This is a genomic window from Fibrobacter sp. UWH5 (assembly GCF_900142505.1).
Taxonomy (GTDB): Bacteria; Fibrobacterota; Fibrobacteria; order Fibrobacterales; family Fibrobacteraceae; genus Fibrobacter.
This window is the reverse complement of sequence record NZ_FRBB01000025.1, coordinates 20,228-32,036: the sequence shown is the minus strand read 5'-3', so window position 1 is coordinate 32,036 and position 11,809 is coordinate 20,228. Positions and strand designations below refer to the sequence as shown.

The following is an 11,809-nucleotide window of genomic DNA, read 5'->3' as shown; positions in this document are numbered from 1 at the left end:
GATACCGAGGGAAAGGTGTAAACCATATCAGTGAAACTGTCAACTCGGTCAGTAAAAACACCCCAAAAGTGTCAACCTTTTTTAGGGAAGGTCATTTTGACCTTAAAAATGGGGAATGTCGGGTATAAAATGCTGATTTTTTTTAGAAAATAAGGTTGTGTTGCTATCTTTTGAGAGAAAAGTATAAGGCGCGAATTGAGGATTTTATGAAAGCAATGAAGTTTGTATTGCCCAGTCTGTTTGCAACTGCTATGGCTTTTGCCCAGCAGGGGGCTCCTACCGGAGCTGCCGTTGACCCCACCGCCGATGAACAGAAGGCTTTGGACGCCTTGAAAGGCAAGGTGGAAGGTATAATCGCCTGGTCTACAAGTCGAGCAAATTCTCATCACGATATCTGGCTTATGAATGCCGACGGAACTGGCGCTCATGCCCTGACTGCTAGTGATAATGTGGACTGGTTCCCCAGAATTTCCCCCGATGGATCCAAGGTGCTCTTTAACCGCAGCAAGGGCGGTTGGGTTCCCGAAAACGATGCCAACTACCCCGAAAAGTGGGACCTCTGGATGGTAAATCTGGATGGAAGTGATGCCCATAAGGTGGTTGAGAATGCGACCTGGGGTACGTGGCGCCCTGATGGAAAGTCTATTGTGTTTAGTCGTGCAGGCAAGGTCTTTACCATGGATTTGGCTTCCAAGGCAGAAACTATGATCCTTGACGGCGAAGTCGCTTTTGACAAGTCTGGCGTAATTCTTCAGGAACCGAATATGAGTCCTGATGGAAAGCATCTGGCTATTACTCTTCGCGGTTCCATGCGTGAAACTGGCGTCTGGAATCTGGAAAAGGGTGGCTGGACCAAGTCCGGTGACGGTTGCCAGATTGACTGGAATTTTGACGGTTCAAAGCTTTATCGCGTGAATCCTACGGGTAATGGCGGTACTGCCGCTCCTAGCGAAATTTTGTGGTTCTCTGCCAAGGATGGCAAACAGGTTGAAAAGGTTGGCTTCTTCGGTATACCCAAGAATGTTCGTCTGATGGATTTGCCGGGTCGTCGCAGTCATGAATACTTCCCCAGAATTTCCCCTGACGGGAAGTGGCTGGTGTGGGGTGCTACCGATAAGGGCCATGACCACGACATGTTCGACTACGAACTTTATATGTGGAAGATTGGTGAACCGGTAGAATCTGCTACCCGTATCACTTACCATTCCGGTAACGACCGTTGGCCGGATATCTGGCTGGGCAAGGTTCCTGTTAAGGCTGCGCCTGTTGCCACCGCTGCTGATGTAAAGGCCCAGGCTGCCGCAGCCGTTGCAGGTGGTGCAAGCGATGCCAAGATGGATGAGCTGATCAAGGCTATCGATCGCCTGACCGATGCGGTGAATGCATTGACCCGCACTCAGATGGACAAGAACATGGCCGCCGAAGGCGCTGAACACATTCCCGCAGGCGTCGCCGAGGCCAAGTAATGTTCTCCACTCGCGTGTCATCCTGAACGAAGTGAAGGGTCCAGCAAAATATGTTCTCTGAAAAGAAATTTCTCGCCACAAAGGATTCCTCCAAGAATAAGCGTATGGCGGAACTTCTCCGCGTCATCATCCTCCAGCTGGGGGATGACGTTCCCCGCGCTCGTCGTGAATTCGAGACCTATGCGGAATGGATGAAGCTTCCTGCAGAAGAAACTTTGGTAGGGAAGAACCAGGCTCAGATGATTGACCTGTACAAGACCTTCCGTACCCGCGCAGGCCTTGGCTTTGAACGTGACGTCTATCTGGAACAGGAACCGGGCGACCGTCAGGAAGCCGTAGAAAAGCCCATTCAGTTTGCTGTGCTGGTTCATAACCTCCGCAGTGCCTTTAACGTGGGTTCCATTATCCGTAGTACCGACTGCTTCGGCCTGGAAGGCGTTCATCTTTCCGGTTATAGCTGCAGTCCCGATCATGTGACTGTGAAAAGTGCTGCCCGCGGTTGCCAGGAATGGATTCCCATCAAACGCTGGGAAGATCCCTTTGACTGCATCAACTGGCATAAGGAAAACGGATACGAAATTATCGCCCTTGAAACAGGTGAAGATATTCCGGACATAAACAAAGTAACATGGCCGGAAAAGGGTCTGATTATCTTGGGAAACGAGGAGTTGGGAATCGCTCCCGAAATCATGGCCGCCACCACCATGAAGGTGACCATTCCCATGGCTGGCCGTAAGGCCAGCATGAACGTGGCTGGGGCATTCGCCATCATGGCCTTTAAAATCCGCTCGAGCTATTCTGCATAGTAACAGCGGCAGTTCTTGAAACTCTCTGAAATTTTTGCAAGGAAATGGAAATGAAAAAGAATTTCTTGACAAGTGTTGCGTTTGCGCTGGCTTTGGGCCTTGTGGCCTGCGATGACAGTACTTCTGCGAATGGTTCGTCCGGGAATGAAAATCCCGCTGAAGTGTCTTCCTCTAGTGTCATTGCGAGCGAAGCGAAGCAATCCAGCAGTTCTGTAATCGTCTCGTCATCCTCGGCCACGACCGAGGATCCTGGCAGTTCTTCTTCTAGTGTCATCCTGAGCGGAGGCAGCGCCGAAGTCGAAGGATCTAGCAGTTCTGTAACTTCCTCTAGTTCCGTGGAGTCCTCTTCGTCGGTTGTTAGCTCCTCTAGCGTGAAGAGTTCCTCTTCTGTTGCAAGTAGTTCCAGCTCTGCGGTTTCCTCTAGTTCTGTGGAATCATCTTCTAGCGTAGAACTACCTCCTTCCTCTAGTGTCATCCCGAGCGAAGTCGAGGGATCTAGCTGCTCTGTTGCATCTTCCAGCTCCGCGAAGTCTTCGTCGTCGGTTGCAAGTAGTTCCTCTGCAAAGAGTAGTAGCAGTGTAGTTGTTGTAAAGGGGTCCATGACCGATTCTCGCGACGGTCAAGCCTACAAGACAGTCACCATCGGCACCCAGACCTGGATGGCTGAGAACTTGAACTACGACCCGGATCCGGATAAAATCTCCAGTATGAGTAGCTACGCATGGAGCGGTTGTTACAACAACAAGGCGGACTCCTGTGCCAAGTATGGTCGTCTGTACACCTGGGAAGTTGCCATGGACAAGGCTAATTGTGCCTATGGCAAGAAGTGCAATGCTTCACTTAATCCGACAACTCCTGTTCAAGGCATTTGCCCCGAGGGCTGGCACCTGCCAAGCCATTACGAGTTCGAAGAGCTGATCAACTACATTGACCCAACCTTCAGGTATGACCATACTGATGCCGCCTATTCATCAACGGCGGGCGAGTACCTGAAGTCCAAGTCCGGCAGCAATGGGACGGATGCTTACGGTTTCTCCGCGCTCCCCGGTGGTGGCAGGAACGTCAGTGGTGGCTTCTACGGTGCCGGCAACAACGCTGGCTTCTGGTCTTCGAGTGAGCTCAATAGCGACGACGCCTTCAACTTGGAACTGTACTGCAGTAGCGAGAACGCGCGCCTCGGCAAGGCCCTCAAGGTCATCGCAAGGTCGGTTCGCTGTCTTCAGGATTGATTTTTTGTAAAACATGTACTTGACTACCATTTTTACAAAACTTATATTTAGGGCATGATTAGGCGCCAAATCAAAGACTTCCTGTTAAAGTCTGCTTCGCAATACCCGGTCGTTCTGGTTCATGGCCCCAGGCAATCCGGGAAAACCACTCTTTGTCGCGACACTTTCGCCGACAAACCCTACATATCTCTAGAAAATCCTGACACCAGGGAACGAGCTTTGCAGGATCCCCGGGGGTTCTTCAAAAGTATCCCTAACGGGGCCATTCTTGACGAAATTCAAAATGTCCCCCATTTGTTATCCTATATGCAGCAGATTGTCGATGAATCAAATCAAAAGGGTCTGTTCATCATCACTAGCGGTAATAATTTTGCATTACAGCAGGCTGTTACGCAGACTCTTGCCGGTCGTGTCGCTATGCTTAAACTGCTGCCATTTTCCTTGGACGAAATCAAGGAACTGAACGCAAATGATTCCATCGACAGTCTAATTCTTTCGGGAGGGTACCCCCGCTATATAACGGAACGTCCTGACCGGTTCTTCTTTTACCAAAATTACATTTCTACCTATGTTGAGCGGGATGTTCGCCAAATTGTCAATATAAAGGATGCAGCTCTTTTTCATAGATTCCTTGTTCTTTGCGCTGGGCGAATCGGCTCCATATTGGATTACACTTCCCTTTCTAACGATTGCGGAATCAACGTTAGGACCGCGAAGGAATGGTTGTCGATTCTTGAGGCTTCGTTTATCGGCTTTACATTAAATCCGTGGTACATGAATAGGACTAAACGCTTGATAAAATCGCCGAAGTTCTATTTCTATGATACTGGGCTTGCATGCGCCTTGCTTGGAATTACCGAAGAATCACAATTAAACCGCGATCCCTTGCGAGGCAATCTTTTTGAAAACCTTGTGATTCTTGAAAGAATGAAGCGCTCGTTTAATTGTGCGGAGCAGAAAAATTTCTGGTATTATAGAACCAGTGACGGCAAGGAAATTGACCTTGTTGAAGAAACTGGAAGAATCCTGACCCCTTTTGAAATAAAGTCTTCGGAAACATTCAATTCGGAATTCGTCAAAAACTTTGGTGTTTTTGAAAAGGAATATCCCGAAATGTGTGGAGAAAAAACGGTCATTTACGCAGGCAAAGAAAGTTTTGAATTCAAAGGCGTTCAAGTCAAAAATTTTAGACCGTAGTTTGCATTCTAGTTTTTCCAAAAATACCCCTAAAAACGCCCTCAAAAGGGACGTTTTTTGCTTTAAAATGTCAGGTTTTTACAGCTCGCTTTGTAAGAAATTTCTATTTTTTATAGAGCATGCAAAATACCCCTAGAACACGAGTTCTCATCGTAAACGACGATGGGTTTAGGAGCGACAATCTGCGCGCTCTTGCGGCTGCCTTGTCCAAGGTTGCCGATGTGTTCGTCTTTGCCCCCGAAACGGAGCAAAGTGGGGTGAGCCAGGCCTTTACCGTGCGTAGGGCTCTGAGGATTAAGGCCGTTCCCGCCGATGATGATGCTCCGGTGGCTGCCGATGGATCTAGGAATTGGCCTTTCGGTTTTTATTCTGTGTCTGGAACTCCCGCTGACTGTGCCAAGTTTGCCCTTGGCCATTTCGCCAAGTTCGGGCTTTCCCAGGAACCGGAGGGTTGCCCGGGTGTAAGTTCTGCGGCAGGGGAGTTCGACGTCTGTTTCTCTGGCGTGAATGTGGGGGAAAATTCCGGCGTCTCGTCCTTGTATTCAGGTACGGTGGCCGGTGCCCGCGAAGCCGCCCTGTGGGGTGTTCCTGGTGTTGCGCTTTCTCTTCGCGGTTGCGGGGGAGACCTGCTGGAAACTGCTGTTGAATTTGCAGTTCGTGTGGTCAAGGATCGCCTTTTTGAAGGTATTGCGCCCGGAACCTTCTGGAACGTAAACTTCCCCAAGGTAAAACCTGCAGACTTCAAGGGCTACAAGTCCACGAAGATGGCCCACGAGATGTTTACGGACCACTACAGCTTGGTGGATGCCGACGATGGCTTTGGCGACAAGCTGTGGCTGCTGGATGGCGACAAGTTGTGGAATGAATCCCCTGTGGATAGTGATGACTATCTGTTGAACCAGGGTTATGCGACTATTACGCCCCACCGCATCAACCAGACCGCCTACGAAAGTTTGAAATTAATAGATGAGATGATAAATGAAAAATTAGCGGAGGGTGGCCAAGTTTAGGAGTGCTTTCCTAACCACTAACCACTAACCACTAATCACTAATTTGAGGAAAAGTGAATGTCTGAAGAAATGCTTCCAGGTACTCAGTTCAAGTCCTTGATTGAACAGGACATGCAGGACTGCTACCTCCGCTACTCCATGAGCGTGATTGTGGCTCGTGCTCTGCCCGATGCCCGTGACGGCTTTAAACCGGTGCATCGCCGCGTCATGTACAGTATGCATAAGCTGGGTGTGCTTCCCAATAAGCCCACCGTGAAGTCTGCCCGTATCGTGGGTGACGTGATCGGTAAGTACCACCCCCATGGCGACTCCGCTGTATACGAAACTCTGGTCCGTATGGCTCAGGACTTCTCCCTGCGCTATCCGCTGGTTTTCGGTCAGGGTAACTTCGGTTCTATCGATGGTGACGGCGCCGCTGCAATGCGTTATACCGAAGCCAAGATGAACAACCTGGGTGTTCTCATGCTGGAAGATCTTGAAAAAGATACCGTAGACATGGGTCCCAACTTCGATGAATCCTTGGAAGAGCCGAAGGTCCTGCCTTCTGCCATTCCCAACATGCTGGTGAACGGTACTACCGGTATTGCTGTGGGTATGGCCACCTCCATGGCACCCCATAACCTCCGTGAAATTGCAAACGCTATTCATGCTCAGGCTGTAAATCCCGACATTACGGGCGAAGAACTGCTGAACTATGTCAGCGGTCCGGACTTCCCTCTGGGTGGCATCATCTGCGGTCGCGCAGGTATCCGTGATGCATACCTCACTGGCCACGGCAAGGTCCGCCTCCGTGCCCGCACAGAAATTGAAACCGACAGCCGCGGCAAGCCCCGCATCATCGTGACGGAAATTCCGTACATGGTGAACAAGGCTGAACTCTGTAAGAAGATTGCAGAACTTGTTAAGGACAAGCGCGTCGACGGCATTACCGACATCCGCGACGAATCCAACAAGGAAGGTATCCGCGTCGTTATCGAACTCCGTAAGGATGCTGTTGCAGAAGTGGTTCAGAACAACTTGTTCAAGAATACCCAGCTGCAGACTACCTTCAGCATTTACAACCTGGCCCTGGTGAACAACCTGCCCAAGGTTCTGACCCTGAAGGACTTGATCCAGATTTATATCGACCATCGTCTTGATGTGATCACCCGCTCCACCCAGTTCGACTTGAAGAAGGCTGAAGCCCGTCTCCACATTATCGAAGGTCTGCGCATCGCTACTCAGAACATTGATGAAGTGGTGCAGATTATCAAGAGCAGCGCAACCACCGAAGCCGCAAAGAAGTCTTTGCAGGATCGCTTCAACCTGGATGAAATTCAGTCCCAGGCTATCGTGGACATGCGTCTTGCCCAGCTTACCGGCCTGAACCTGGAAAAGTTGGAAAACGAATACAACGAACTGATCGCTCTCGTTGCCGACTTGAAGGACATTCTTGAAAAGCGTGAACGCCGCATTGCCATTATGCTTGAAAAACTGGATGCAGTTGTGGCCAAGTTCGGTGACGAACGCCGCACCTCCATCGAAGATGCTGTAGACGATTACGACTACGAAGACCTGATTGCCGAAGAAGAACAGGTAATTACCTTGAGTAAGGAAGGCTACATCAAGCGCCTGCCTATCGATACCTTCAAGGCTCAGTCTCGCGGCGGTAAGGGCGTTGTTGGCACCGGCCTCAAGGACGATGACGACGTGGACCAGATCTTTACTGCAAGCACCCATAGCTACCTGCTGGTGTTCACCAATAAGGGCCGCGCTTACTGGACCAAGGTCTATCGCCTGCCCGAAGGTAACCGCAACAGTAAGGGTCGCCCCATTATCAACTTCATTGGTCTTACCGAAGGCGAAAAGGTACAGGCTATTGTGCCCGTCCGTAAGTTCGGTGGTTACTTCTGCCTGGTATTCGCTACCAAGAAGGGTATCGTCAACAAGATGGACCTCACCCTCTTCAGCCGTCCCCGTAAGGCTGGCGTCAATGCCATCAGCCTGGATGAAGACGATGAATTGGTGAAGGTACAGCTGGTGGGTATGTCTGCCGAAGAATTTAACGCCTCTCAGGAAGGTGACGACAATGATGAATCTGTAGAATCTCAGACTGCAGAAAATCAGGCCGCCCCTGAATCTGAAGATGGCGACGATACCGCTGCCCAGCCCATTGCCAAGGACCTCCTGATGCTTGCCACCAAGAATGGTCAGGCCGTAACGTTCCCCATTAGCTGCATGCGTTCCATGGGTCGTGGCACTCACGGCGTGAAGGGCATTACCCTGGCCGAAGGTGATGAAGTCATCTCCCTCATCTGGCTCAAGGAAGGCAACAAGATCGTGACCATTACCGAAAAGGGCTTTGGTAAGCGTTCTCAGCCCAGCTCCTACCGCGTGACCAAGCGCGGCAGCAAGGGCGTTCGCAACCTCAGCGCCGACGGTATGGAAAAGACCGGTTCTGCAGTATTCGTAGAAAGTGTTGCAGATGATTACGACTTGATCATTACCAGTAAGGAAGGCCAGGTCATCCGTATCGAAGCCGATTCTATCCGTCTTACCAATCGTAGCGCGATCGGCGTGAAGTGCATCCGCCTGAACGATGGCGACACCGTCCAGGATGCAACTGCTCTGCCTAGCGTCGAAGACATCGAACATGATTCCGCTGAAGCCAAGGAAACCTTCGATCACGTCGAAGGCGTTGAAGTGGATGACGATTCCGTTGTGAAGGATGATTCTCCGGAACAGCAGATTGGTGCTCCTTCTGAAGACTAGCGATAGTTTGTTCTAAATTATCGGTTAAAACTTTTAATCCCTGTTGCTTATTATTGCAACAGGGATTTTTTTACGGAACTCTATAAAGCCAACGTTCTTTTTGTTGATTTTTTTTAGAAAAAAGCTGTTTTTTACCTGTTGTAGCTGTTGTAGAAGGCTACAACGGAATTGATCCAGTAGTGCTTAACAACCGATGTAGAATAGTATAGATTAGAATAGAGTACAAATAACCCCCCCGAGAGGATAAGTATGAGTATCAAAAAAGTTTTAACAACAGCCTTTGCCATGGCTGCAATTTCGTCATCCATTTCCTGGGGACAGACCGTTACCTGCTCCAATGGCACATCCCAGAAAATGGGTAGCGCCGGTGGCTATGATTACGAACTCTGGAGCCAGAATGGTGCCGGTTCCGCAACTATGAAGCTTAACGTAAGCGACGAAAATGGTGGTGCTTTCGAAGTTGAATGGCAGGGTACTATCAACATGTTAGCCCGTACCGGAAAGCGTTGGGGATCTAACTCCAGTGTTACCGTACAGAATGTGGGTAATATTACCTCTGAATTTGAAGTGGAATGGAGCTCCACCGACAACGTGAAGTATGTCAGTGTCTATGGCTGGGGCTATTACGACCAGGCGGACATTCCCAGTGGTTTCAGCAATGAAATTGAATACTACATTGTCCAGGATCGCGGAAGCTACAATCCTACCCAGGGCGGTAAAAAGTGGGGTTCTGCAACTATCGATGGTATTAGCTACGATTTCTATACTACCGACCGTATTCAGCAGCCTTCTCTTTCGGGTACCAGCACCTTTAAGCAGTATTGGTCCATCCCGTCGAATACGAGCCAGCATCGTACCAAGGGTACCATTTCTATTTCCAAGCACTTCAGCGAATGGGCTAAAGCTGGTATGAAGATGGGTAAGCTGTATGAAGTTGCTTCCATGAAAATTGAATCCTACACTGGAAATACGGGTACTGCAAAGGGTTATGCTAAAGTTAAGAAGAACCTGCTGAAAATCGGTGGCAGTGCCGATGAACTTGCCCTCAATGTAACTGCATCTCCGGCTGCTGCAGGTACTGTGACAAAGAGCCCCAGCGCTAACTATTATGCTCCCAAATCTACTGTACAGCTCACCGCCAAGGCTAACGAAGGCTGGAAGTTTGTGGGTTGGGAAGGTGGCGCTACTGGTTCTACCGAAACCATTTCTGTAACCATGGACAAGGAAAAGTCTGTGGTCGCCAAGTTTGAATTGGTTGGCGAAACCTCTGTGAACCTTCTTAAGGATGGTAATTTCCCTAGCGGCAGCGTGATTTCTACAAGCAACGATGCATCTTGGTTCCTGGGTCAGGGTACAAACTGGGGTGGCTCTGCTGCAAAGACTTCTGTTGCTGGTGGCTCGGCTACGGTTGATGTTACCACTACTGGTAAAGAAACTTATATGCCGCAGCTTGTTCAGTACGGTGTGGCTCTTGATAAGGGCATGAAGTACAAGTTGTCCTTTAAGGCTAGCGCAGATGTTGCTCGCAAGATTGAAGTTTCTTTCCAGCAGTCCGTAGACCCCTGGGGTGCATACGCCACTAAGGAATTTGACATCACCACCACGGAAAAGGAATACGCATTTATCTTTGCTATGGAAGAAGATTCTGATGATGCCGCTCAGTTTGCCTTCAATTTGGGACAGGCTACAGGTGCTGTCAAGATTAGTGACGTCAAGCTGGTCTTCACCACTGCTGAACCGGGTTCCGAAACTGATCCTGGTACGACTTCTTTCGGTTCTATGGTTCAGGGTGTTCAGTTCGAACTGGCTGTGGGCAGCTTCCAGGTATTCGATATGCAGGGTAAGAGCCTGGGCTTGGTTGAAGTTGCTGCCGGTACCTCTCTGAAGGATGCCCTCAAGGCCAAGTTCCAGCAGAGTGGTGTCTATATGGTTCGCCAGGGCAATCGACTCCAGAAGGTTTCTGTCTCTCGCTAAGAAAGGCAAAAGGTTTCGTTACTCACTCAATTGCTCCTTACAAAACCTCTGTGATTAACGAAGAAACGTCCCGTGAATGCGGGACGTTTTTTATGTGTGCGTGATATGAAAAATTCCCGAAAGATGAAGGAGGCTTTTTGGGGGCCTCTTCAAAGGCGGTTTTCGGGACTTGTTTTTATTTCAGCAAATCTTCGGGAACGGCCTCCGCCATGGCCTTATAGGCTGCGGCGCTAGGATGCAGGTGGTCACCAGAGTCAAAGCCTGGGGCGAAACATTCTGGGCGGGCGGAATCGCGTACAGCGGCGTCAAAATCAACGCAACCGTCGAAATCCGCTGCGGTTCTCAGCCATTGGTTGAATGCGTTACGGATGGCGTCGCGGTTTTCGTTGTAGGTGCGCCAGCCGTAAATGGGGAGCAGTGTGCCGCTGTAAACTTTGAGACCTAGCTTGCGGGCGTGGGTGAGGTAGATTTCCTGAATGCCGCTAATCAGATCTTCTGCGGTAGGCATGTCGCTCCAGGGACGGAACTTATTGACTTCGACGCCCACGGGATGGATGATGTCGTTGATGCCATGCTGGATAATTACTGCAGAAGCTCCCGCTACGTTCAATTCGATGGGGAAGCGGGTGGCGCCCTTTAAACCGTAGGCGGCATAGGTGATGCAGTTGTATTCGCGGAGAATGCGGGTGCCGCTGACGGCGCGACGAATGACGGACACATTGCGGAAGCCTGCGTCCCATGCGCGCAGGGCGAGATAATCGGGCCAATCCTGGGCGGTAATGGAATCACCGTAGCAGACCAGGGCGTGGTTCTGTTCTTCGGTGAATACGTCGACGGTGTTCAGGAAGTAAAACCAGTTGGTGTTGCGGGTTAAATCGGCGGGAAGGTCGCGGTCCTTGGCGAAATTGCCGTAGCTGTACTTGCCATTGGAAAGAGGGCCCGTAATCAGGGTGCCTGCGTTCATTTGTGTGAAGTCTGCGAAGTACATGCTGACTTCTATGGTTTCGCCGGCGGTAATGTCAAAGGCGATGGAGTCGCTTTCTACTTCGGTGCCGGGGGCCATGGTGATGGAGACCTTGCTATCAAAGGTGATGGCTGCGGGGGTGTAGGTCGTTGCGTTTGCGGTTTGCGGAACTTGCTTGGCGACGAATGCGCTTGTAATGGTGACGGGTTCAGTTCCTGTCAGATTGGAAAATCTGAAACGGATCTTACTTCCCGAAAAACAAATGCGGATGGGGTAGCGGAGGGTGATGTCCTTGGCGTATACCGCTGCAGTTCTGTCTGTGATAGAGGTGGCGTTACCCCAGGCGGCAACCCATTTGGTGAATGTGGACATTGACATAACCTTTTTTTAAAGTTAGCGTTCCTAACCTGAT

Annotated in this window: 8 protein-coding genes; 7 read left to right on the top strand and 1 reads right to left on the bottom strand. The window is 50.2% G+C overall.

The features are described from left to right. Positions 1–206 precede the first annotated feature (206 nt). From BUB38_RS14670 to BUB38_RS14640, 7 genes are all read left to right on the top strand, one after another. Positions 207–1,466 (top strand): PD40 domain-containing protein, encoded by a 1,260-nt coding sequence (locus tag BUB38_RS14670; RefSeq protein ID WP_139258473.1) that lies wholly within the window; start codon positions 207–209, stop codon positions 1,464–1,466. 50 nt (positions 1,467–1,516) lie between these two features. Further along, a complete protein-coding gene (locus BUB38_RS14665) occupies positions 1,517–2,272 on the top strand; it encodes a TrmH family RNA methyltransferase (protein ID WP_073161482.1) in 756 nt (251 codons plus the stop codon). Positions 2,273–2,322: 50 nt separating this feature from the next. Next, a complete protein-coding gene (locus BUB38_RS14660) occupies positions 2,323–3,501 on the top strand; it encodes a fibrobacter succinogenes major paralogous domain-containing protein (RefSeq protein ID WP_175547699.1) in 1,179 nt (392 codons plus the stop codon). Positions 3,502–3,555: 54 nt separating this feature from the next. Beyond that, positions 3,556–4,698: an ATP-binding protein gene (locus tag BUB38_RS14655; protein ID WP_073161480.1), complete on the top strand. Its 1,143-nt coding sequence runs from the start codon at positions 3,556–3,558 to the stop codon at positions 4,696–4,698. Between the two features lie 119 nt (positions 4,699–4,817). Next, complete coding sequence (gene surE, locus BUB38_RS14650; RefSeq protein WP_073161479.1) at positions 4,818–5,708, top strand: 5'/3'-nucleotidase SurE; 891 nt, start codon at positions 4,818–4,820, stop codon at positions 5,706–5,708. A 57-nt stretch (positions 5,709–5,765) separates the two neighbouring features. Next, on the top strand, positions 5,766–8,459 hold the full coding sequence (gene gyrA / locus BUB38_RS14645) for a DNA gyrase subunit A (RefSeq protein WP_073161478.1): 2,694 nt from the start codon (positions 5,766–5,768) through the stop codon (positions 8,457–8,459). A 249-nt stretch (positions 8,460–8,708) separates the two neighbouring features. Beyond that, positions 8,709–10,433 carry a glycoside hydrolase family 11 protein gene (locus BUB38_RS14640; protein WP_083538116.1) on the top strand — a complete coding sequence of 575 codons (1,725 nt, stop codon included), beginning with the start codon at positions 8,709–8,711 and terminating at the stop codon, positions 10,431–10,433. Positions 10,434–10,608: 175 nt separating this feature from the next. Here BUB38_RS14640 and BUB38_RS14635 read toward each other — a convergent pair whose 3' ends face one another. Continuing rightward, positions 10,609–11,775: a GDSL-type esterase/lipase family protein gene (locus tag BUB38_RS14635; protein WP_073161476.1), complete on the bottom strand. Its 1,167-nt coding sequence runs from the start codon at positions 11,773–11,775 to the stop codon at positions 10,609–10,611. Between the last annotated feature and the right edge of the window lie 34 nt (positions 11,776–11,809).

Bases quoted from the DNA above. Each gene is read 5' to 3' on its own strand.
- surE (WP_073161479.1), top strand. From the start codon at position 4,818: ATGCAAAATACCCCTAGAACACGAGTTCTCATCGTAAACGACGATGGG.
- BUB38_RS14655 (WP_073161480.1), top strand. From the start codon at position 3,556: ATGATTAGGCGCCAAATCAAAGACTTCCTGTTAAAGTCTGCTTCGCAA.
- BUB38_RS14670 (WP_139258473.1), top strand. From the start codon at position 207: ATGAAAGCAATGAAGTTTGTATTGCCCAGTCTGTTTGCAACTGCTATG.
- BUB38_RS14660 (WP_175547699.1), top strand. From the start codon at position 2,323: ATGAAAAAGAATTTCTTGACAAGTGTTGCGTTTGCGCTGGCTTTGGGC.
- BUB38_RS14635 (WP_073161476.1), bottom strand. From the start codon at position 11,775: ATGTCAATGTCCACATTCACCAAATGGGTTGCCGCCTGGGGTAACGCC.
- gyrA (WP_073161478.1), top strand. From the start codon at position 5,766: ATGTCTGAAGAAATGCTTCCAGGTACTCAGTTCAAGTCCTTGATTGAA.
- BUB38_RS14665 (WP_073161482.1), top strand. From the start codon at position 1,517: ATGTTCTCTGAAAAGAAATTTCTCGCCACAAAGGATTCCTCCAAGAAT.
- BUB38_RS14640 (WP_083538116.1), top strand. From the start codon at position 8,709: ATGAGTATCAAAAAAGTTTTAACAACAGCCTTTGCCATGGCTGCAATT.